Origin of the sequence: Pandoraea pnomenusa (assembly GCF_040391475.1) — a bacterium.
GTDB lineage: Bacteria > Pseudomonadota > Gammaproteobacteria > Burkholderiales > Burkholderiaceae > Pandoraea > Pandoraea pnomenusa_C.
The window spans coordinates 554,529-575,247 of record NZ_JBEBXS010000001.1 but is presented as its reverse complement, the minus strand read 5'-3'; the positions used below and the strand labels follow the sequence as shown (position 1 = coordinate 575,247).

The window sequence follows — 20,719 nt, the reverse complement described above, 5'->3', positions numbered from 1 at the left end:
TCCGCGCACCCAGACGATCCTCATGTCCCGCTTCTCTTCTCCCTTGCATGACCCGAGCGCTTTGCATCCGCTGCCGGAGGCACCGGGTCATGCGCAACTGACGCGTCTGGCCGAGACCGCGCGTGCGCCCGTCACGTTCCATCTCGACGGCAAGCCGGTGCAGGCGCTCGCGGGCGACACGCTGCTCACGGCCATCCTGACGCATCAACGCCACGTGCGCATCAGCGAATTCACAGGCGCCCCACGCGCCGGGTTCTGCCTGATCGGTGCCTGTCAGGATTGTTGGGTGCGCTGCGCGCCGGTGTCGAGCGCAGCGGACGACGCCCAACTCGCACGCGTGCGCGCCTGCTCGACGACGGTGCAGCCCGGCATGCGCGTGCTCACGCGCGCGGCCGATGTCGGGGACCCCCACGGAGGTGCGCATGACTGAGCGTGCCGAAATCGTCGTCGTGGGCGCCGGGCCCGCGGGCATTCGCGCGGCGCAGACGCTCGTGGCCGCCGGACTGCGTCCGGTCGTGCTCGACGAGAACGCGCGCTGGGGCGGACAGATCTATCGTCAGCCGCCTGTGGGCGCCGGCTTCTCGCGGGCCTCACAGACGTTGTACGGCTTCGAAGCCGCCAAGGCCGACGCCATCCACCAGACCATGGCCGCGTTGTTGCCGAAGGTCGACTATCGGCCGGAAACGCTCGTGTGGGCGTGCGATCCGAACGGACCGAAACGGCTTCACACCATGCACGGCGGTCGCGACACGCCGGTTGCCTTCACGCATCTGATCATCGCTAGCGGCGCGACCGATCGCGTACTGCCGCTGCCGGGATGGACGCTGCCGGGCGTGTACACGCTGGGCGGCGCGCAGGTGGCACTCAAGGCGCAGGGCTGCGCCATCGGCGAGCGCGTCGTGTTCGCGGGCACCGGACCGTTGCTGTATCTCGTGGCTTATCAATACGTCAAAGCCGGTGCGAACGTGGCTGCCGTGCTCGACACGAGCACGTTCGCCCGGCAGGCGAAGGCTGCGCCGCAGCTAATGCGCCAGCCGGGGACTTTTGCCAAGGGGCTTTACTACGTGGGATGGCTGCGCGCTCGCGGGGTGCGCATCGAGCATGGCGTCTCGCTTGACGGCATCGACGGGACGGCCGGTGTGCGCGCGATTCGCTGGCGTCGCGGCACTCGCGAGCACACGCTCGCCTGTACGGCCGTGGGGTTGGGCTTCGGTTTGCGCCCGGAGACACAGCTTGCCGATCTCGCGGGTTGCCGCTTCGCTTTCGACACGCTCGATGGTTGCTGGCTGCCCGAGCGCGACGCGGCCGGCCGTAGCTCGCAGCCCGGAATCTATCTGGCGGGGGACGGTGCCGGGATTGCCGGGGCGGACGCGGCCGAACTCGCGGGGCGTCGCACGGCACTGGCCTTGCTCGAAGACTTGGGCATGCCATCCCCTGCGATACCTGCGATACCTGCGATACCTGCGATACGTGCGATGGCGAACGCACCCGACGCCGCGACCCTCGAGCGCAAGCTGGCCGGTATCCGACGCTTTCGTGAGGGGATCGAGCGGGCGTTCGCCCTGCCGCAGGACCCGTCGGCGCACTGGCCCGACGACATGCTGGTGTGCCGATGCGAGGAAGTCGATGCCCGCACACTGCGCGACTGCGTGCGCCACGACGGTGTGACCGAGATCAACCGGCTCAAGGCGCTCACGCGCGTGGGCATGGGCCGCTGTCAGGGGCGCATGTGCGGGGAGGCTGCCTGTCACCTGCTCGCCGAAGCGAGTGGTCAGACGCTGGCGCAGGTGGGACGTCTGCGCGCGCAGGCGCCGATCAAACCGATTCCGATTGCGCCCATGCTCTTCGACGACAACGTCGCCGCGATTCCCGAGGAGGCGCGCGATGAGTGAGACCCTGCATTACGACGTGGTGGTGGCCGGCGGCGGCCTGGTTGGCGCCGCGGCGGCCCGCGCGCTGGCCGAGCGTGGCATGCGCGTGGCCCTGTTCGAGCGACGCTACTGCGGCGCGCAGGCCAGCGGCGTGAACTACGGCGGTGTGCGCTGTCAGGGCCGCCCGGAAGTGCAGTTGCCGCTCGCCATGCGCGCCCGCGGCATCTGGGACCGGCTGCCCGAGCTGATCGGCATCGACGGGGAATTCGTGCGCTCCGGACACTTGCGTCTGGCGCGCCGGGAGAGCGATCTCGAACCGCTCGACGCGTGGTCGGCGATGGCGAGCCGCTACGGCTTGCAGACCACTGTGCTGCGTGGCGACGCGTTTCGTCGACGCTTCCCGTGGATCGGCGACGGCGCTGTCGGCGGGTCGCTGTGCATGAGCGATGGTCACGCAAATCCGCGCCTCGTGTCGCCGGCGTTTGCCCGTGCCGCGCGCGCATTGGGGGCCGACGTGCGCGAGCGCACGCCGATCACGGCGATGATGCACGATGGCGTGCGCTTCCAGTTGACGGCGCAGCCCGAGACCGGCGAGACGCTGCGCGTGAGCGCGAACTGGCTGCTCAACACGTCGGGCGCGTGGGCGAATCACATCGCCGGCGCCTTCGGCGAGCGCGTGCCGATGCATGCCATCTATCCGAACATGTGGGTGACCGAGCCGTTGCCGAAGTTCATCGGCCACAACCTTGGCGTCTATGGCGGCGGGGTCTATGCGCGGCAGGTCGAGCGCGGCAATTGCGTGATCGGCGGCGGCCGGGGCACCGGCAACGGCGAATACGCCCAGCCCTCGGCCGACACCACGCGCGCGGTCATGCGCGAGGCCTGTGCGCTGTTGCCTGCGCTGCGTAACGCGTTGCTGATTCGCACGTGGAGCGGCGTCGAAGGTGAGACCCCCGACGACAACCCGATCATCGGCATGAGCCGCACGACACCGCGTCTGGTACACGCCTTCGGTTTTTCCGGCGGCGGCTTTCTGCTCGCCCCCGGCGTGGGCGAAGTGCTGGCGGACCTGGTCACGCAGGGCGAGACGGCCACGCCGATCGCCGCGTTCGCCGTCGACCGGTTCGCGAGCATGAGCGTGGCCGCCTGACCTCGTGCCTGACCCCAACCCCTCATTCCTTACACCCTGAAAAACGCAAGGAGAACCACGATGAAGCTAACCCGAACGGTCGTCATGTGCGCTGCGGCGCTGGCATTGGGCGCGAGCAGCGCGGCCTGGTCGCAGTCCAAGACGCTCTACATCGGCATGAACGGCGGTCCGATGGAAAAGGCTTACACGAGCCAGGTCTTCCCGGAGTTCGAGAAGGCCAACAACGTGAAGGTCGTGGTGGTGCCGGGCACGTCGTCCGACGTGCTGGCCAAGCTGCTGGCGAACCGCAACAGCCCGCAAATGCACGTCGTGTTTCTGGATGACGGCGTGATGGCGCGCGCCATCAGCATGGGCGTGTGCCAGAAGCTCGACGATTCGCCGGTGCTCAAGGAGCTGATGCCGTCGGCCCGTGTGAAGGACGACATGGGCGCGGGTGTGCAACTGGGCATGACCGGAATCGGTTACAACACGAAGGTCTTCAAGGACAAGGGTTGGACGGCGCCGACATCGTGGAGCGACTTCGCCGATCCGAAGTACAAGGGCAAGGTCGTCTTCCAGTCGGCGTCGAGCAGCACGTTCGGCCTGCACGGCTTCCTGGCGCTGAACCGCATCTGGGGGGGCAGCGAGACGAACGTCGAGCCGGGCTTCAGCAAGTGGGCGAGCACGGTGGGGCCGAACGTCGTCGAGTACATCCCGAACTCGGCGAAGCTCTCCGAAATGATCCAGACCGGGGAAGCCGCCATCTTCCCGCTGACGCCGACGGCGGTGAGCGACCTTCAGGACAAGGGCATTCCGGTGGCGTATGTCGCGCCGAAGGAAGGGGCGGTGCAATTGCTCGTGGACCTGTGTGTGGTGAAGAACAGCCCGGACAATGCCATGGCGCAGAAGCTCGCGCAGTACCTGCTGTCGGCCAAGGGGCAGACGCTGGCCGCGGCGGCAGGCGCGTACATCCCGACCAACCCGCAAGCGAGCGTGCCGCCCGCGATGCAAAAGCGCATCGGCAAGATCGACGAACTGGCCAGGAACCTCAAGACCGTGGACTGGGATGCCATCAACCAGCGTCGTGCGCAATGGGATCAACGCTGGAACCGTCAGATCGAGCAGTGATTGCCGGTGTTGATGGGCCGTTGTGAAGCAATGTGAGGGGTTGGGGCCGGTTTCCGGTCCCGCTTCGGGCGGTCGCACCGTGACACGTGAACGCACATTAGAATACGTGCAGTGCGATGCCTCGGGACTCACGCGTCATGCCCATCAATTACCTTCGGGGATTTACCCAGCCGGTGCGCACGGACGCGGCGAACCGGCGTCTGGGGTACTCGCTCGCCTTCGTCGCCGGTGCGGCGAATGCGGGGGGATTCCTTGCTGTCGGGCAGTACACATCCCACATGTCGGGGATCGTGGCGTCGCTCTCCGACAACCTGGCGCTCGGCCAGGTCCTGCTTGTCCTCACAGGCCTTAGCGCATTGCTGGCCTTCCTCTTCGGGGCCATGACCTCGGCGGTGCTGATCAACTGGGGACGTCGTCACCACACCCATAGCGAATACGCGGCGCCGCTCATGCTCGAAGCGCTGCTGCTGCTGACGTTCGGCATGATGGGCGCGAATCTCGAAGCGCATCGCTTGCTGTTCGCACCCGCGACCGTCGGGCTGCTGTGCTACGTGATGGGATTGCAGAACGCGATCATCACCAAGATTTCCCGAGCCGAAATCCGCACGACGCACGTGACGGGACTGGTCACCGACATCGGCATCGAACTGGGCAAGCTGGGCTACTGGAACCGGGCGGGCGCGGCGCACGACGCCGTACGCGTGATCGGCGACCGGCAGAAGCTGCGTCTGCTGTGTGCACTGCTGGGCATGTTCTTTCTGGGTGGCCTGACCGGCGCCCTCGGATTCAAACATCTGGGGTTTGTCTCGACGATCCCGCTGGCGATGGTACTCATCATGCTCGCCATCGTGCCGTTGCTCGACGATCTCGCACGACACCATCACAAACCGTTGCGCTGACCTCCCGTAAGGCCATTCAACATGACCCATCGCTCGAGCGTATCTCGCTTCAAGACGTGGACGTCGGGCCGGCTGCGTGCCGTGTTCGACAAGTTCGACGCGTATCCGTCGGTGGTCGGCTGGGTGGGAACCGGCATTGCCGTCGCGATCCTGATCGGCGTGGGCCTGTTGCTGCGCGCCGACCGCGAGGCGCGCTACACCTATGCGCTGGAGCGCGCGCAAAGCGTGGCGTCAGTCGTGGCCGCGAGTCTGGGTGGCAACATTGCGCTCTACGACGCGTTGCTCATGGACATGGTGCGTGAAGCGGAAGACCCGAAGTCGGCGTTGTTTCCGGAACGGATTCGTGATCGTGTGCGTTTCGGGCAGGCGCTCAGTCGAGACTTTCTCGACGACGCCTACATCGTCGACCGGCATGGCAGCATCGTGGCGCCGCTCGACGCCGATCTGAAGCTCCCGATCAGCGTGGCGGATCGCGACTATTTCCGCTCGCACGAGATGAATCCGTCTCTCGGCCTGTATATCTCGCAGCCCTATGCGTCCCGCACGCATGGCGGTGTGTTGTCGGTTGCGTTGACGCGTCGCATCGCGGCGCCCGATCATACGTTCGGCGGCGTGGCCGTGATCGCCTTGCGCCTCGACCATCTGGGCGCGCTGATCGGTGACGTCGATGCCGCCGGGGCGAAAACGATCGATATCGTGGAAGAGAAGGGCACGATCCTGGCCTGCAATCCGTGCCTGGGGTCGCCCCCCGGCGCGCTGATGCAGTTGCCCGGCAACGCCACGCAGGATCGCAATCTGGCCGATGCGCTGGCGTTTCCCGTGGGGGCTCGGGCGCGTACCTACCGGTCGGTGCGCGTGCCGGGCGCGTCGATGTATGTGGTCGCGACGCCCTCGACGCAAGCGACCCTGCGTGACTGGGAGCGCCACGCGGTGCTGCTGGGTGTCATTGCCATGGCCTGTGCTGCCACGTTGATCGCAGGTTCGTGGCTGCTCGTGGCCGCCATACGCACGCGAGTCAGTGCGACCGAGCGCCTGATGAGCCTGAGCGTGACGGACGGCCTGACGGGGTTGAGCAATCGGCGTGCGCTCGACGCGAAGCTCGCGAGTGAATGGCGGCGGGCGCGCCGCAGTCACAATCCGTTGTCGATCCTGTTCGTCGACATCGATCACTTCAAGCACTTCAACGACGCCTATGGCCACGCCGTCGGCGACGACGTCTTGCGTGCCGTCGCCAAGAACATCGGGGGGCATACCCGGCGCGACGCCGACATGGCCGCGCGATATGGCGGTGAAGAGTTCGCCGTGGTCCTGCCCGACACCGATGCTGCCACGGCGGCGGTCATGGCCGAGCAGGTGCGGCGTGACGTCGAACGTCTGCACATTGCGCACGAGGGCAGCGCGCGGGGCATGGTGACCGTGAGTGTCGGGGCTGCCACCGGCTTGGCGAGCGAGTGCGAGAGCGCGGAAACCATCCTGAAGGCGGCCGACGAGCAACTGTTCGTGGCAAAGCAGAGTGGTCGAAATCGCATCAGCACGATCGTGCTGGGCAAGGCGGCAGGGGGCGGCAGCGGCGCCGGGAATGAGGCAAAGCAAGATCCGAAAGGCGACGCGACGTCGTAATGCGGCGGGTCGGTCGCCTCGGGTGTCAGGCTGACGGGGCCATCCGTGCCATCGGCGCGTCTACGGTGCGAGCATGGCCGCAAGCCGCAGCAGTTCTCCCTGACGATGGCAGCCGGTCTTTCGCAGAATTGCCGAGAGTTGCGTGCGCAATGTGCTCGTGCCCAGACTCAGCACTTCGCTGCATTCCCCGATAGTCAGTCCTGCCACGAGGTGATGGAACAGCCTTGCCTCGGCCTGGGTGAGCGAGAAATGGTGACGCAGGGCGGTCTCCGTCGGTACATCGAAGATGCTGCGCCGCTCGATGCGCACGCCCACGGCCGAGCGCAGGCCGTGATTCATCTGGTGATCCAGTGCGCGCAGCGTGAGCCGGAAGGCATGTCCCCACGAGTCGGGCAACACGATCGACACGGGTTCGCGCGACATGCTCACGCCATGCATCGCCTTGACCAGCCGCGTCTGCCATTCCGGTTGACGATGCGTGAGCAACCGTTGCTTGAGCACGAGCTGGCTGTCGTCACTGCCCAGCAAGCTTTCCAGGCCAGGCGCCCATTCCAGCACCCAGCCGTCCGGTGAGGCGATGAGAAAACCTTCGCGGGTCGGATCGAGCATCTGGCTGAGTGCGTTGAGGCTCGCTCGGGTGGCGGCGCGGCGGGCCGCAAAGGCAACCGCGAGCATGCGCTCGTATTCGGCGACTTTCGCGGCGTGCGCGAAGCTGGACTCGGCGACATGTGTGCGTTGAATGCTCAATGCCGTGAGCGCGTCGTCGTCGTTGCAGATCACCACGCCGACCAACTGCTGGAGCTGGTGCGGGCGCATGAATTCGTTCCAGAAGATGCGGTCGTTCGGCGATTCGTGTTTGAGGGCGATGGAAGAATCGAACCATGTGCCGGCCGGGGCCTCCCAGAAGCGGCGGGTCGAGTCGTCGTACTGGTAGAAGTGTCGCGCGTATTCCTCGATGAGGCGCGATTCATGCCCGGATTGTTCGACAAAGCGTACCGACCGGGTCTGCTTGTCGTGGCATAGGAACGTGGCGGCATCTGCGCCGAGAAACTCGCGTGCCGTCTGCACAACGTCCAGCCAGTCTGCCTGACCGGCACCTACGGCCTGAACCGCGTCCGATGCCCGTCGGAAACCGATGTCGTCCGGCATGGGATCCCCCCGTTATTGCTTTTGGTTGCCCTTTTGCGCTGTGGAGCCTTTGGCCCGCATTTTCGCGCAGTGTAGCAGAACAGGCTGTCGAAATTGATAGGGGAAGACCGGAGCGTCAACTGTGATTTATGCGGGCGACAAAATGCGGTGCCCTTGAGACAATGCCGCCATGTCGGGATCGTGGTGGGCGCAGGAAGTCACAGGCGCACAGGCATCCCGGAACGCCATTCAACGTGATAGGGGAGCCCTCATGAATCTCGGCAAAGTCTTCGCCATCGGCGTGTGTCTGGCAGGCGTATTGACGTTCGGGCAAGCGAGCGCGCAGTCGTATCTCGGGGCCGGCGATCTCGGCAGCATCCGGCAATCGAACCAGACCCCGGCCCGTAGCGTGGCCGCGTCGGCCGTTGGCGGGCAGCCTTCGGCCGCCGTGACCGATGCCCAGAGCGCCAGCGCCACCATCAACCGTACGGCCAGCGCGCGCAATGGCGCCGCTACCGGGCCGAGCGAGCAGGATCTGGCCGCCACGAGCCGCGCGCTCGACACGCGCGACCTTCAGCATCCGCGTCAGACCCGCACCTTCGACGCGATTCCGCGTCCGACGCGGGCGCAGTGAAGTGATCCGGCGATCGGCGGATCGGGGAGGGACTTCAGTCGGCCATCGCGGGAATGGCGCCGTCCTGAAAGAGAATGCGCGGCGCGTCCATCGTGCCGTCCTCTTCGTCGACGAGCACTTCGTAGGCGGCAATGCCGGCGAAACCGGAGGCCATCGATTGTGCGATGCGTACCGCGCCGAACTCGGTGCTCGCCTGACGCAGCTCGCCCGGTTGTAGTACGCCGTCCTTGTTCTTGCGATACGGCACGACGATGAACTTGATGGATTTGGCGTCGCTCATGATGTGTCACTCACGATGTTGTTGTGATGTGCGCCAATGTAGCATGGGTACTGTGTAAAAATACAGTGGTTTTTGTACAGTATTTACATTGGGTTTTCATCGGATCGATGTGTCGCGGATGCCCCGGTGAATGGCCGATTCACTGACGCGCACCTCGTGGCGTGCGGGCGCGAAACACTGCTTGGAGTCCTGCTAATATTGACGCTTGCATCGGCCTGCAATCGACCGCCGGCATCGGTGTGCACCGCAAGGTATCGCAGGGTATTGGACGCAGACATTCGTCATCGGGGAAGCCATGAAAGTCGTTGCCGTGCAAGCCAATCTCGACGAAACCGTCGACCTCGTCCGGAAATTCGCGCACGACGAGTTCGCCCACACCATCGGCGTTGAAATGCCTTCGGATCAGGACATCCGGGGCTTCATTCTCGACCGGCTGCGCTGTATGCGCCTTCACGCGGTGGAGGCGAACGCCGAGCCCACCATTCAGCGCGTCTTCGACTGCGTTTTCGTGCTCCCGGTCTTCGCCAAAATCGAAGGCGCACGCGTTGTCGAAGCTCGCCTCGTTGTCATGCCCGACGCCCGATTCGCCCTTCGCGCCTACATTCCGATTTCCGACTGAACGCCTTTGGGCGTGTCGTGGTGTCTGCCGTCTGCCCCCGCCGGGCAAGGCGTCGCGCCCGCGGGCCGGGCCCAAACAACGTCAGGTAATGTCTAAATAACTTCTAAATGGTCGTATATTCCCGCCCCGCTTGATAGCCTGCCGGTCGACTCGCGAAGTGCGACCACAAAACAACAGGCATTGAGAGCGTGGAATGAATGCAGGCAATCTGATTTCGGCGAACCGGCTCGAAGACGGCTTGGTCGTCTGGCTGGACAAGCAACACCAATGGGTCGACGACCTGGCGCAAGCGCATGTGTTCGACGAAGCGGCGCTCGCTTCGGCACAGGACGCGGCGCAGGCCGCACTGGCGGCCAACCGGATCGTGGATCCGATGCCGCGACCGGCGCAGGTCGGGCAGGCGGGCCCGGTGCCCGTCGACTTCCGTGAGCAACTTCGCTCGCGTGGCCCGTCGGTGCGCGCCGACCTCGGCAAGCAGGCAGCCGATGCCGCCACACAAGCCACGCTGGCCGACGCACCGGCCCTCACCGTGGCGCCCGAGCACGCCGGTATCTATCGTTACGATCCGTCCGAACGGGAATTCCTCAAGGACCGCGCCCGCGACTTCGGCCTGCAGGTTGCGCGCCGCCTGAGCGGCGAACTTCGCGAAGACGACTTCAAGGTCTACCGTCTGATGAACGGTCTGTACCTGCAACTGCACGGCTACATGCTGCGCGTGGCGATCCCTTACGGCACGCTGAGCGCCATTCAGTTGCGCCAGCTCGCGTTCGTGGCGAATCGTTACGACAAGGGCTATGGCCACTTCACCACGCGTCAGAACCTGCAATTCAACTGGCCGACGCTGACCGACGCCCCCGAAATCCTGTCGAAACTCGCAGACGTCGACCTGCATGCCATTCAGACGAGCGGCAACTGCATTCGCAATGTGACGACCGACCAGTTCGCCGGCGCCGCGAAAGACGAGGTCGTCGATCCGCGCGTGTACGCGGAGATTCTGCGTCAATGGTCGACCGACCACCCTGAATTCACCTATCTGCCGCGCAAATTCAAGATCGCCATCACCGGTGGTCAGACGGATCGTGCGGCAGTGCGTTTTCACGATATCGGCATTCTGGCTCGCACGAACGAGCAGGGCGAAGTGGGCTTCCAGATCTATGCCGGCGGTGGCCTGGGACGCACGCCGATCGTCGGCACGCTGGTGCGCGACTGGCTGCCAGAAAGCGATCTGCTGCGCTTCGTCGAGGCGATCCTGCGCGTGTACAACGCACTCGGCCGTCGCGACAACATCTACAAGGCGCGCATCAAGATCCTGATCAAGGAGATGCAGCCCGCGAAGTTCATCGAGATGATCGAGGAAGAGTTTGCGCGCATTGCGCAAACGCATCAGCCGCTGTCCGACGACGTGGTGGCGGCGATTCGCGAACGTTTCATCCTGCCCGAGTTCGCAACGTTGCCTGCCGCATCCGCGACGTTCGACAAGGCCTACGCCGAGGACACCGCCTTCCGCCATTGGGTCGACACGTGTACGCATGAGCACAAGGTGCCGGGCTACATCAGCGCCGTGGTCTCGCTCAAGCCCGCCGCCGGAATTCCGGGCGACGCGAGTTCGCAGGAGATGCTGGTGCTGGCCGATCTGGCCGAGCGCTATTCGTACAACGAGTTGCGCGTGACGCACGAACAGAATCTGGTGCTGCCGCACGTACAGCGCGAGGCACTGTATGCGTTGTGGTCGCAATTGAAAGCGGCCGGACTGGCGACGCCGAACATCGGTCTGATTTCGGACGCGATCGCCTGCCCGGGCCTGGACTATTGCGCGCTCGCCAATGCGCGTTCGGTGCCGGTGGCGCAGCGTATTGCGCTGCGCTTCACCGAGGAGCAGCAACGCGACATCGGGCCGGTCACGCTCAATGTGTCAGGTTGCATCAACGCTTGCGCACACCATCACGTCGCCCATATCGGCATTCTGGGTGTCGACAAGGCGGGCAAGGAAAACTACCAGATCACGCTGGGCGGCTCGGCGGACGACAACGCGGCGGTGGGCAAGATTCTCGGCCCGGGCGTGAGCTACGAAGCCGTGCCGCAGGTCATCGAGAACATTCTGGATCGCTATCGCGCGCTGCGTCACGAGGGCGAGCGCTTCATCGATACGCTCGGCCGTGTGGGCGCGGAAGAATTCAAGGGAGCTTTGCATGTTGATTGATCGAAACGGACTGCCCGCTGCAGACACCTGGACGTATGTCGCCGACGAGGCCGCCGCGGGTGCCGAGTCGGGCAACAAGGATGTCCTGCCGCTGGACGCCTGGCTCGCCGCGAACGCACAGGGCACGGCGCCGGCCGGTATTCGCGTGCAGGGACATGACGATCCGGAGCGCATTGCGCCGTTCCTGCCCCAGCTGGAACTCGTTGTGATCGAGTTTCCGAAGACGCGCGACGGGCGCGGCTTCACGCTGGCGAAGGTGCTGCGCGACAAGTGGCAATTCGGCGGTGCCATACGTGCCGCCGGTCCGTTGCTACCCGATCAACTGGCCATGTTGTGGGCCTGCGGCTTCGACAGCCTGCTCTCGCCCGCCGACGTGCCTACGGCGCGCTGGCACGAGGCGGCGCTGGCCGCTACGGCACGCGCTGCGCGCCCGCGTACCTTGCTTGCCCGGCTGACGGCCTGACGAAGGCCTCGCTCGACGCCGGATCGCCCGGCCGGCCGACGCCAGGCATCCGGGCAAAAAAATGCCGCCATTCAGACTGGCGGCATTTTTTATGGCCGGGCATTTTGCCGACCGTCACTTGCCGATCGTTACTTACCGGTCGTGGACGGAATGCCCGCCAGCAGATTCGGCGCGACGAGCGCCACGTAGTCCTGACCGCGAGTGCGCACGATCTGATTGAGATAGCCTGCGAACTGCGTCGACTTGTCGCTGTGCTTCATACCCTGCTCGGAATCGATGTCGAAGCCGAGGTAGGTGGGCGTGACGGTCTTGTCGCGCACAGCCCAGCGAATGACTTCGGTCACCGATTTCACGCCGTCATATTGACGGTGGAGGTTCGCGATGTCGTTGGCGTACCGTTGTTGATAGCTTTCCAGTGAGCCCTGGAGCGACGCCGTGTTCGCCCCCGAGTTCGCCTTGTCCAGTTCGGCCTGATAGCGAGCGACTTCGGACGCTGCGTACTCGCGTGAGGCGTCCCACACCTGCTTGGCCTTCAAGGCGGACGGACCATCCATGCCGGCGAGCTGCGCCTGGCTTTTCTCGTCGATCTGCTGAAGTACCGCCTTCTTCTCCTCGAGCAGCTTTGCGTAACGCGCGCTGTCGCCCGCGGCACCGTCGATGGCCCGGCTCAGATTCTCGGTGCTCGCCTTGAGATACCCGTTGATGTCGTTGATCTGCGCGTCGCGCACCTTCTGCAGTTCGGCGACGGCGTCGTTCAACTCGCAACGATACTCGACCGCCTGGCGGTTGCTCTCGTCCTTGAAGGCTTTCCAACTGACTTGCTTGCAGGCGGCGCGCTCGGACAATGCCGATTCGTAGGTGTGGGTGGCGTCGACCGGCACGGCAGCGGCCTTGACCGTCCCGACGTCCGAGTCCTCGCAACCGGCGAGCAACGTGCAGAGCAGGGCGGTGGCGACGCCGTATCGTAGTTTCAGGTGCATGGTGAAGTGGATCTTCCGTAGTAAACCGTCACAGCAATAACGGCAGCCCCCGGTAAATATTTAATGTGTTCAAGGATCTTTCATGACGTCCGGACGGGCGTTTCACGGAAATTTCAATGAGACGGAAATTTCACCGAAATATGTCGATAAATTTCACATAGGTGAAATCTCTAATATCGACACCGAATTCGGCTGCCCAGAATGCAGGCTCAGATCACTGCAACGTCTCGCTCTGGAAGGTCGCACATGGAAACCACCAAAATCGGCTGTTACATCACCCGGGAACCCCGCAAGGGCAGCCGGACCCGCGACGTCATCGCGGCGAACTTCGGCACGTTCTTCGAGTGGTTCGACCTGCTGGTGTATGCGATGTATGCCATCACCATCTCGAAGCTGTTCTTCCCGCAGGGCGATCCGCAGTCGGCGCTGTTGTTCAGCCTGATGACGTTTGCAAGCTCGTTCCTGATCCGACCGGTCGGCGCCGTGGTGCTGGGCATCATGGCCGACAAGGTCGGGCGCCGTAACACGTTGAGCTTTGCCGCCATGCTGATGCTGGCGGGCACGGTGCTCATCGCGGTCACGCCGACCTACGACTCGATTGGCCTCTGGGCGCCGGTCGTTCTCGTGACGGGCCGCTTGCTGCAAGGCTTTTCGGTCGGAGGGGAGTTCGGCACGGCCAATTCGTATCTGACGGAGCAAAGCGCCTCGCGCAAGGCGTTCTTCGCGAGCCTGCAATTCTCGGCGTCCGGCCTGGCGGTGCTTGCCGCGTCGCTGTTTGCCTACTTCTCGAACCACTTCCTGTCGCAGGACCAGATCAACGCATGGGGCTGGCGTCTGCCGTTCCTGTTCGGTTGCCTGATCGGTCCGGTGGGTCTGTATATCCGCTCCAAGATCGAGGAGACGGCTGACTTCGAAAATGTGAAACGCACGGGCACGACAGTACAGAACCCCCTCGCCGAGACCTTTCGCTCGCACAAGCGCTTCGTGCTGATCGGTGCCGTGGTGGCCGCGGCCGGCGTGGTCGCCAGCTTCCTGAACCTCTACATGCCGACGTTCGCGATCAACAACCTGGGGTTGACCAAGGACGACGCGTTCATCGCCTCCATATGCAGTGGCGTGGTCTGCACGCTCGTGCCCATGCTCGGCGGGATCACGGCCGACCGTTTGGGGACCGTCAAGGTCATGCGCACGGCGCTGGTGCTGGGCGTGATCCTGGTCTTCCCGCTGTTCCAGATGCTCACGCGTTCGCCGTCGCTGCTCACGCTGGCCATCTTCCAGTGCACGTTGTCGGTCGTCTTCTACAGCTTCTACTACGCGCCGATCGGCTCGCTGCTCTCGCAACTGTTCCCGACGTCGTGCCGCACGACCGGCGTGTCGATCGCCTACGTGATCGCACAGACGTTCTTTGGCGGGATCACGCCGCTGGTCGTCGGATTCATGGTCAAGGCCACCGGTAGCGTGATGGCCCCGGCGTACTACATCGTGATCATCGCGGTGTTCGCGTTGATCGGGCTGTACGCCAGCCGCAAACACGTGACGTAACGCCGCGCACGGCGGCTCCCGGGCCGCCAACTCGGGGCGCCGCACAGTCCGGTTCGTATCGTATTGAAGCGTTGAAGTTCAGCCCGACGGCCCCTTTGGGGCGTCGGGCTTTCGTGCGTTCGCGGCGCGCTTTGTGGCTGCTTGCGCCACTGCCGATCTACCGCCCCCCGGTGCGTCGACCGTATGCAGTTTTTGCAATGACTGCGCTTATTGATGTCATTGTCTGCACGCCGTCGCTGGGCCAAGATGATTTCACGAACCGGTCACGAGCTGTCTCTCGTTGCCGCGTGCCAAGGAGTTCACGATGAACATTCGACAACTGGAAGCGTTTCGCGCCACGGTCATGGCCGGCACCGTCAACGGGGCTGCGGAAATGCTTGCGACGTCGCAATCGACCGTCAGCCGGCTGATCGGCCAGCTCGAACGTTCGCTGTCGCTCACGCTCTTCGATCGGGCGAACGGCCGGCTGGTCGTCACGCCGGAAGGGCAACTGATCTTCGAGCAGGCCGAACACGCGCACCGCTCGTACGAACGGATTCGCGAGCTGGCGAAGGATGTTCGGCAGAACCGGGCCGGCCAGATCGCCATTTCCTGCATGCCGGCGTTGGGCATGAGTTTCCTCCCGGGCGTCATCAAGGCGTTCTGCGACAAGTACCCGGGTGTGAACATCTCGCTGGAGATCCAGTCGTCGACGCGCGTGGAAGACTGGATCGCCGCGCAGCAGACCGATTTCGGCCTGGCGGAATTGCCGTTTTCACGAACGGATCTCGCCGTCGACGAGTTCTGCCGCGTGCCGTACTACGCCATCCTGCCGCCGGGCCACGCCCTCGCTGCGCGGCGCGAATTGCAGCCGCGCGATATGGACGGGCTGCCGTTCATCTCGATGACGAACGTCTGCCAGGTGCGGCATCACGTCGACCAGTTCTTCGACGCGCATGGCGTGCGCCGGATCACGTCGCTCGAAACATCGTATTTGCAGGCCGTCAGCGAGTTCGTCCATCTCGGGATGGGCGTTGCGCTGGCCGATCCCTTCACGGTACATGCCAACCTCGATCGCGTGGTGGCACGGCCGCTGCGACCGAGCCTCGACTTCGGCGTGGGCCTCCTGTATCCGCGGCATCGGCCGCTCTCGAAGGTGTGCCGCACCTTCATCGCGTTCATGCGCGAGTCGCGCGACCGGTGCTTTGCCGACGTTGCGGCGCGCTGCGGCGCTTGAACCCGTCCACTTTGTCCCCCTGATTGCTCTTGCAGAGACTTCTCATGACGACTGATCGCAAAATGAAACTCGGCCTGTCGATGCGCTACCTCGGCTACCACGTGGCCGCCTGGCGCCACCCCGACGTGCCGGCTGGCGGCGCGCTGGACTATCGCTACTTCCTCGCCAACGCGCAGAAGGCCGAGGCCGCCAGGTTCGACATGATCTTCTTTGCCGACGGACTGGGCATTCGGGCGCAGGACAACCCCCGCGGCGCCCTGGCGCGCGACATGCGCAACGCCGAGCTGGAACCGCTCACGCTGCTGGCTGCGATTGCCGCACACACGTCGCACATCGGGCTGGTTGCCACCGCCTCGACGACCTACAACGAGCCGTTCCATGTTGCCCGCAAATACGCGTCGATCGACCACATCAGCGGCGGGCGTGCGGGCTGGAACGTGGTGACCTCGTGGTCCAACGAGGAGGCGCGCAACTTCGGCCGCGACGAGCATCTGGGGTACGAGGAGCGTTATGAACGCGCCGACGAGTTCGTCGAGGTCGTCAAGGCGCTCTGGCAAAGCTGGGAAGACGACGCGTTCGTGCGCGACAAGGCGAGCGGGCTGTTCTACGACGAAGCGAAGCTGCATGTGCCGAACCACGCAGGCAAGCACTTCCAGGTGCGCGGGCCGCTGAACTCGGCGCGCACGCCGCAGGGGCGACCGCTCATCGTGCAGGCGGGCGCGTCGGAGGCGGGCAGGGCGCTCGCGGCGCGCGAGGCCGATCTCGTGTACAGCAATTCACACAATCTGGCGCACGCCCAGGCGTACTACCGGGACCTGAAAGGCCGCCTCGAAGCGCACGGCCGCGCCCCCGGCGACCTGCTGATCATGCCGGGCCTCACGCCGTTCGTCGGCCGTACTCGTCAGGAGGCTCAGGACAAGTTCGATCAATTGCAGGAACTGATCGACCCGATCAGCGGGCTGGCCAGCCTGTACGACGCGCTGGGTGATCTGTCGGGCTATCCCGTGGACGGGCCAGTGCCGCAGGTCGAACCCAGTCGCAATATCCGCAGCATCGCCGAGAACCTGCTGACGATGGCGCGTGAGGAAAACCTGACGATTCGCCAGCTCTACCAGCGCGTGGCGGCGACCTACACGGTGCGCATGGTGATCGGCACGCCGTCCGACATCGTCGATCAGATGGAGGAATGGTTCCGCAACGAAGCGGCCGACGGTTTCAACATCTGCCCGGCCACGCTGCCGCACGGCATCGACGACATGGCCGAACTGGTTGTGCCCGAACTGCGCCGTCGCGGGCTGTTTCGCACCGAGTACGAAGGCACGACGCTGCGTGCCAATCTCGGCCTGAAGCCGCTTGCCTACGCGCAGGGGTAAGGCTGCTGCGTCGACTCGATGCCTCAGGGGCCCGTGCCGTGGCGGCGGACCGCTAACGCACGACATGCCACGACATTTCACGAAACCGGCAGACCGACATCATGACTTCCACTGTTGCGCTTCCCGACTTCCAGCAGGCGATGGCGTCGTTTCCCGGCGGCATCACCGCAGTGACGACCCGATTTACCGACGGCCCCATCGGCATCATTGCCACGGCGGTTTGCAGCCTGTCTGCCGAGCCGCCGTCGATTCTCGTGTGCGTGCACAAGAGTGCGTCGGTGCACGACGCCATTCTCGATGCGGGCCACTTCGCCGTGAACCTGCTTTCGACGCGTCACCGCGCGCTTGTGGCCCGCTTCCAGCAGCAGCGGGGTGCCGCGCGTTTCGAGCCGGGCCTGTGGACGCAGCTTGAGACCGGCGCACCGATTCTCGCCGACGCCGCCGTGGCGCTCGACTGCACGCTGCTCAATACGCACGACGGCTATTCGCACACGATCATCGTCGGTGCCGTTGCCGCCACGCGAAAGGGTGGCGCTTCGGACGCCGGCTGCCTGCTCTGGCACGACCGGACCTATGCGTGCAGCAGTCCGCTCACGGCATGACGCTGGCGATCACGAAACGCGTGACAAAGGCGGGGGTTTCCGGATTGACGCTAAATCGAAATCACTCTAAGCTTTTTGAAGTGTGATTGAAATTCGTTGGGCATTGATTTCATCGCCCTCGTTTGCGTCTTCTTAGCGATTCCGAATCCTCCGAGTCTTTTTCGCCATGTCATCGAAGCCGAAAGCCGTTGCTGCACCGATTCCGACCCCGGGCGCATTTGCCGAACACGAACCTGACGTGTTGTCTCGTCGGGCGGGTGATGTGCCCGCGGATCCCACCGCGCCGGCGAATGAAGCGAGCGAGGCGAGTGATATGGCGCTGGGCATGCGCCTGCGCGCCATGCGCACCGAGCGCAAGTTCACGCTCAAGGATCTCGCGGCGCGTACGAACATGTCGATCGGCATGCTGAGCCAGATCGAGCGCGGCGTGAGCTCGCCGTCGATGCGCTCGCTGCGGCAGTTGTGCCACGCGCTGGGGGTGGATGGCGCAGCGCTTTTCTCGCCGACCCCGGGCACCGGGGCCGACACCCCGAATGCCTCGCAGTCGAGCGAATTCGTCGTATGGGCGAGTCAGCGCAAACCGCTGCGACTGGCCGGTTCGGGCGTGACGAAGTCGCGCATCACGCCGTCGAATTGCGCGTCGCTCGAGGCTTTCATGATTGAGCTCGAACCGGGCGCGTCATCCGACCCGAATCTGCTGGTCGCGAGTGGCGACAAGGTTGGCTACGTACTCTCCGGCAAGCTGCGCGTGTTCATCGACGACACCACGCTCGTACTCGGTCCGGGCGATACCTACGGCTTCACGGGCAACCGGCCCTATCGCTGGGAGAACGCGTGGGACGAGCCCACGGTGTTCATGGTCGTGAACAGCAACCACTTCTACGTCTGAGTGCGGCGGTTGCGCCTGTGCTGCAGCGTCTTTTCCTTCTATTGTCGATGGGTGATTTATGGCGAGTGTTCTCCCCAGGCAGGTCGATGTCGCGATCATCGGGGCCGGCATTATCGGAATGAGTACTGCGTGGGCGCTGGCGAAGGCCGGCGTGCGCGTGGCGGTGTTCGAGAAGGGCGTGATTGCGGGCGAGCAGTCCTCGCGTAACTGGGGCTGGATCCGCACCGTAGGCCGCGACCACAAGGAATTGCCGCTGGCGATGCAGGCCATCGATTTGTGGAAGGAAATCCAGTCGCAGCACGACGTCGGCTACCGTCAGACCGGTGTGGCGTATCTCGCCGAGTCGCAGGCCGACATGGACGGCTATCGCAAGTGGCTCGACAAAGCGACGCCGCTCGGTGTGCCCGCGCAACTGCTGGAGCGCGATCAATTGCCGGCGCTGTTCAAGACGCGTTCCGAACGCGGCTGGATCGGCGCGCTGCATTGTCCGGTGGACGGCGTGGCCGAACCGGAACGCGCGACGCAGGCAATCGCAAAGCTGGCCACCTCCGCCGGTGCGCAGATCTTCGAGCAAACCGCCGTGCGTGGCCTCGACAGGCAAGCGGGCAGAACGAGCGGCATCGTGACCGAGCGTGGGCGCGTTGCCGCCAACGCCGTGGTGCTTGCCGGTGGCGCCTGGTCGCGGTTGTTCTGCGGCAATACGGGGGTGAGCTTCCCGCAGCTGAAGGTTCACGCGTCGGTGCTGCGCACTACGCCAGTGGACGCGGGGCTCGATCTCGCCATCAATGGCAAGGATTTCACGTGCCGCAAGCGCGCGGACGGCGGTTACTCGGTCTCGCAACTGGGGGCGTCGGTGGCCGATCTCACGCCGGACAGCATTCGTTTGTGCCGTCAGTTCTTCCCGGCATGGCTCTCCGAGAAGAAGTATCTGAAGCTGCGCGTAGGCAAGCGCTTTCTGGACGAACTGATGATGCCGACGCGCTTCGGCGCGGAGGGGCCGACACCGTTCGAGGCGCATCGCATGCTTGACCCGGCGCCGGGCATGAAGTCGATCGGCGTGGCGCTCGACAAGCTCAAACAGGCATTCCCGGAATTTCAGCCGGCGCAGGTCGCGCACGCGTGGGCCGGTTTCATCGACGTTACCCCCGATGCCATCCCGGTCATTTCAGGCGTGGACAGCGTGCCCGGCTTCTATCTGGCATCCGGCTTCTCCGGGCACGGCTTCGGTATCGGGCCGGCTGCGGGGGCGCTGATGGCGGATCTGGTGCAAGGCAATACGCCGCGGGTCGACCCGCATGCGTTCCGTTTGTCGAAGTACGACAGGCAGTGAGCTGTCGTACGGTTTCTGGTAGTGCGTTCCTATCGATATTGAGGTGAGTTGTGGCCGAAAGTCATTCGCGTCTGGTGCGTTTCAGTGCAGGTCCTTTGCAGAACCCCGAGATCGGCAAGCCCCGCCGTCCGATGGAGGGCGACACGGTGTTTCGCAGCCTGAAAGGGTTCGAGGGTAACGGCGGACGCGCCTCGTCGGGCATCTGGGAAAGTACGGCGGGCAAGTTCCGTGCGGATACGACCGGGTACATCGAGTTCGGTTACATCCTCGAAGGCGAATGCCGCGTGGTCGACCCGGACGGCACGGTACATGCGCTGACGACGGGCGATCCGTTCGTGATGCCCGAGGGCTACAAGGGGCATTGGGAAGTCGACGAATTCGTGAAGAAGGTCTGGTTCGTCTCGCTGACCGACTGATCGTGGTGGCCGGCCGGTGAGGCGAGCTTCGCGCAACCGGCCGGCAGCATGGCCCAACACTCCCGTCACGTTTGCCTTCACGGCAAATGCCAAATGGCATCTCATGCCGCCCCGTATTTGTCGCAGTTTTCTTCCTGCCTTCGGCCAATTACATTTCAGTCATGCCGAGCGACCGCGCAAGCGGATCTGCCGGCGAGAGTCCCCATGTGGTGCGCAGGTCCGGGGCGTGAGCGTCATGTTGAGAGGTTCGAGAGGTATCCCATGCAAAAAATCTGGCAAATCGTACAAGCGGCAAACGCCGACGCCCTCGCGCAGATGAGAGCTCGGTCGTCAGTCTGGCCGACCCGTTCGTGAATTTCATTGCGCTCACCCAGCATTATTTCGGCTGATCCATGAGGCC

Annotated in this window: 20 protein-coding genes; 17 read left to right on the top strand and 3 right to left on the bottom strand. The window is 64.5% G+C overall.

From position 1 onward, the window contains the following. The first annotated feature begins 22 nt into the window (after positions 1–22). From ABWO90_RS02495 to ABWO90_RS02470, 6 genes are all read left to right on the top strand, one after another. Positions 23–430, top strand: a complete 408-nt coding sequence (locus ABWO90_RS02495; RefSeq protein ID WP_353189603.1) for a (2Fe-2S)-binding protein — start codon at positions 23–25, stop codon at positions 428–430. After that, on the top strand, positions 423–1,892 hold the full coding sequence (locus ABWO90_RS02490) for an FAD/NAD(P)-dependent oxidoreductase (RefSeq protein ID WP_353189602.1): 1,470 nt from the start codon (positions 423–425) through the stop codon (positions 1,890–1,892). The genes ABWO90_RS02495 and ABWO90_RS02490 overlap by 8 nt, the downstream gene beginning before the upstream one ends. Continuing rightward, positions 1,885–3,021, top strand: coding sequence for an NAD(P)/FAD-dependent oxidoreductase (locus ABWO90_RS02485; RefSeq protein WP_353189601.1), 1,137 nt, complete (start codon positions 1,885–1,887; stop codon positions 3,019–3,021). The genes ABWO90_RS02490 and ABWO90_RS02485 overlap by 8 nt, the downstream gene beginning before the upstream one ends. Before the next feature lie 60 nt (positions 3,022–3,081). Then, the gene (locus ABWO90_RS02480) at positions 3,082–4,128 is read left to right on the top strand and encodes an ABC transporter substrate-binding protein (protein ID WP_353189600.1); all 1,047 of its coding nucleotides are present in this window, start codon (positions 3,082–3,084) and stop codon (positions 4,126–4,128) included. A 137-nt stretch (positions 4,129–4,265) separates the two neighbouring features. Continuing rightward, positions 4,266–5,027, top strand: coding sequence for a YoaK family protein (locus ABWO90_RS02475; protein ID WP_353189599.1), 762 nt, complete (start codon positions 4,266–4,268; stop codon positions 5,025–5,027). A gap of 21 nt (positions 5,028–5,048) precedes the next feature. Continuing rightward, positions 5,049–6,647 (top strand): GGDEF domain-containing protein, encoded by a 1,599-nt coding sequence (locus ABWO90_RS02470; protein ID WP_353189598.1) that lies wholly within the window; start codon positions 5,049–5,051, stop codon positions 6,645–6,647. Positions 6,648–6,707: 60 nt separating this feature from the next. Here ABWO90_RS02470 and ABWO90_RS02465 read toward each other — a convergent pair whose 3' ends face one another. After that, positions 6,708–7,796 (bottom strand): helix-turn-helix transcriptional regulator, encoded by a 1,089-nt coding sequence (locus ABWO90_RS02465; RefSeq protein WP_353189597.1) that lies wholly within the window; start codon positions 7,794–7,796, stop codon positions 6,708–6,710. A gap of 250 nt (positions 7,797–8,046) precedes the next feature. Here ABWO90_RS02465 and ABWO90_RS02460 point away from each other — a divergent pair, with 250 nt between their 5' ends. Beyond that, on the top strand, positions 8,047–8,409 hold the full coding sequence (locus ABWO90_RS02460; protein ID WP_353189596.1) for a hypothetical protein: 363 nt from the start codon (positions 8,047–8,049) through the stop codon (positions 8,407–8,409). Between the two features lie 34 nt (positions 8,410–8,443). Here ABWO90_RS02460 and ABWO90_RS02455 read toward each other — a convergent pair whose 3' ends face one another. Further along, positions 8,444–8,689 (bottom strand): hypothetical protein, encoded by a 246-nt coding sequence (locus ABWO90_RS02455; protein WP_353189595.1) that lies wholly within the window; start codon positions 8,687–8,689, stop codon positions 8,444–8,446. A 295-nt stretch (positions 8,690–8,984) separates the two neighbouring features. On the opposite strand from ABWO90_RS02455, the gene ABWO90_RS02450 reads away from it, so the two are divergent. The 3 genes from ABWO90_RS02450 to ABWO90_RS02440 all read left to right on the top strand — a co-directional run bounded on the left by ABWO90_RS02450 (position 8,985) and on the right by ABWO90_RS02440 (position 11,971). Further along, complete coding sequence (locus ABWO90_RS02450) at positions 8,985–9,308, top strand: hypothetical protein (protein ID WP_353189594.1); 324 nt, start codon at positions 8,985–8,987, stop codon at positions 9,306–9,308. A 193-nt stretch (positions 9,309–9,501) separates the two neighbouring features. Next, positions 9,502–11,508, top strand: coding sequence for a DUF2849 domain-containing protein (locus ABWO90_RS02445; RefSeq protein ID WP_353189593.1), 2,007 nt, complete (start codon positions 9,502–9,504; stop codon positions 11,506–11,508). Then, entirely contained in the window at positions 11,498–11,971 is a 474-nt protein-coding gene (locus tag ABWO90_RS02440; RefSeq protein WP_353189592.1) for a DUF934 domain-containing protein, read from the top strand. Before ABWO90_RS02445 ends, ABWO90_RS02440 begins: the two co-directional genes overlap by 11 nt. 128 nt (positions 11,972–12,099) lie before the next feature. Here the strand turns inward: ABWO90_RS02440 and ABWO90_RS02435 are convergent, their stop codons facing one another. Next, complete coding sequence (locus tag ABWO90_RS02435) at positions 12,100–12,951, bottom strand: hypothetical protein (protein WP_353189591.1); 852 nt, start codon at positions 12,949–12,951, stop codon at positions 12,100–12,102. A 246-nt stretch (positions 12,952–13,197) separates the two neighbouring features. Between ABWO90_RS02435 and ABWO90_RS02430 the strand changes: the two genes are divergently transcribed. The 7 genes from ABWO90_RS02430 (at position 13,198) to ABWO90_RS02400 (ending at position 20,319) form a co-directional block, all read left to right on the top strand. Continuing rightward, positions 13,198–14,493: an MFS transporter gene (locus ABWO90_RS02430; protein WP_353189590.1), complete on the top strand. Its 1,296-nt coding sequence runs from the start codon at positions 13,198–13,200 to the stop codon at positions 14,491–14,493. Between the two features lie 304 nt (positions 14,494–14,797). Continuing rightward, positions 14,798–15,709 carry a LysR substrate-binding domain-containing protein gene (locus ABWO90_RS02425; RefSeq protein ID WP_353189589.1) on the top strand — a complete coding sequence of 304 codons (912 nt, stop codon included), beginning with the start codon at positions 14,798–14,800 and terminating at the stop codon, positions 15,707–15,709. A 44-nt stretch (positions 15,710–15,753) separates the two neighbouring features. Next, positions 15,754–17,082 carry an LLM class flavin-dependent oxidoreductase gene (locus tag ABWO90_RS02420; protein WP_353189588.1) on the top strand — a complete coding sequence of 443 codons (1,329 nt, stop codon included), beginning with the start codon at positions 15,754–15,756 and terminating at the stop codon, positions 17,080–17,082. A gap of 101 nt (positions 17,083–17,183) precedes the next feature. Further along, positions 17,184–17,684: a flavin reductase family protein gene (locus ABWO90_RS02415; protein ID WP_353189587.1), complete on the top strand. Its 501-nt coding sequence runs from the start codon at positions 17,184–17,186 to the stop codon at positions 17,682–17,684. A gap of 313 nt (positions 17,685–17,997) precedes the next feature. Beyond that, positions 17,998–18,573, top strand: coding sequence for a helix-turn-helix domain-containing protein (locus ABWO90_RS02410; protein WP_353189586.1), 576 nt, complete (start codon positions 17,998–18,000; stop codon positions 18,571–18,573). Positions 18,574–18,631: 58 nt separating this feature from the next. Next, complete coding sequence (locus tag ABWO90_RS02405; protein WP_353189585.1) at positions 18,632–19,903, top strand: NAD(P)/FAD-dependent oxidoreductase; 1,272 nt, start codon at positions 18,632–18,634, stop codon at positions 19,901–19,903. Positions 19,904–19,953: 50 nt separating this feature from the next. Then, the gene (locus ABWO90_RS02400) at positions 19,954–20,319 is read left to right on the top strand and encodes a cupin domain-containing protein (RefSeq protein WP_353189584.1); all 366 of its coding nucleotides are present in this window, start codon (positions 19,954–19,956) and stop codon (positions 20,317–20,319) included. Positions 20,320–20,719 lie beyond the last annotated feature (400 nt).

Bases quoted from the DNA above. Each gene is read 5' to 3' on its own strand.
- ABWO90_RS02475 (WP_353189599.1), top strand. From the start codon at position 4,266: ATGCCCATCAATTACCTTCGGGGATTTACCCAGCCGGTGCGCACGGAC.
- ABWO90_RS02450 (WP_353189594.1), top strand. From the start codon at position 8,985: ATGAAAGTCGTTGCCGTGCAAGCCAATCTCGACGAAACCGTCGACCTC.
- ABWO90_RS02420 (WP_353189588.1), top strand. From the start codon at position 15,754: ATGACGACTGATCGCAAAATGAAACTCGGCCTGTCGATGCGCTACCTC.
- ABWO90_RS02480 (WP_353189600.1), top strand. From the start codon at position 3,082: ATGAAGCTAACCCGAACGGTCGTCATGTGCGCTGCGGCGCTGGCATTG.
- ABWO90_RS02405 (WP_353189585.1), top strand. From the start codon at position 18,632: ATGGCGAGTGTTCTCCCCAGGCAGGTCGATGTCGCGATCATCGGGGCC.
- ABWO90_RS02430 (WP_353189590.1), top strand. From the start codon at position 13,198: ATGGAAACCACCAAAATCGGCTGTTACATCACCCGGGAACCCCGCAAG.
- ABWO90_RS02485 (WP_353189601.1), top strand. From the start codon at position 1,885: ATGAGTGAGACCCTGCATTACGACGTGGTGGTGGCCGGCGGCGGCCTG.
- ABWO90_RS02465 (WP_353189597.1), bottom strand. From the start codon at position 7,796: ATGCCGGACGACATCGGTTTCCGACGGGCATCGGACGCGGTTCAGGCC.
- ABWO90_RS02455 (WP_353189595.1), bottom strand. From the start codon at position 8,689: ATGAGCGACGCCAAATCCATCAAGTTCATCGTCGTGCCGTATCGCAAG.
- ABWO90_RS02415 (WP_353189587.1), top strand. From the start codon at position 17,184: ATGACTTCCACTGTTGCGCTTCCCGACTTCCAGCAGGCGATGGCGTCG.
- ABWO90_RS02435 (WP_353189591.1), bottom strand. From the start codon at position 12,951: ATGCACCTGAAACTACGATACGGCGTCGCCACCGCCCTGCTCTGCACG.
- ABWO90_RS02490 (WP_353189602.1), top strand. From the start codon at position 423: ATGACTGAGCGTGCCGAAATCGTCGTCGTGGGCGCCGGGCCCGCGGGC.
- ABWO90_RS02470 (WP_353189598.1), top strand. From the start codon at position 5,049: ATGACCCATCGCTCGAGCGTATCTCGCTTCAAGACGTGGACGTCGGGC.
- ABWO90_RS02425 (WP_353189589.1), top strand. From the start codon at position 14,798: ATGAACATTCGACAACTGGAAGCGTTTCGCGCCACGGTCATGGCCGGC.
- ABWO90_RS02495 (WP_353189603.1), top strand. From the start codon at position 23: ATGTCCCGCTTCTCTTCTCCCTTGCATGACCCGAGCGCTTTGCATCCG.
- ABWO90_RS02445 (WP_353189593.1), top strand. From the start codon at position 9,502: ATGAATGCAGGCAATCTGATTTCGGCGAACCGGCTCGAAGACGGCTTG.
- ABWO90_RS02460 (WP_353189596.1), top strand. From the start codon at position 8,047: ATGAATCTCGGCAAAGTCTTCGCCATCGGCGTGTGTCTGGCAGGCGTA.
- ABWO90_RS02410 (WP_353189586.1), top strand. From the start codon at position 17,998: ATGGCGCTGGGCATGCGCCTGCGCGCCATGCGCACCGAGCGCAAGTTC.
- ABWO90_RS02440 (WP_353189592.1), top strand. From the start codon at position 11,498: ATGTTGATTGATCGAAACGGACTGCCCGCTGCAGACACCTGGACGTAT.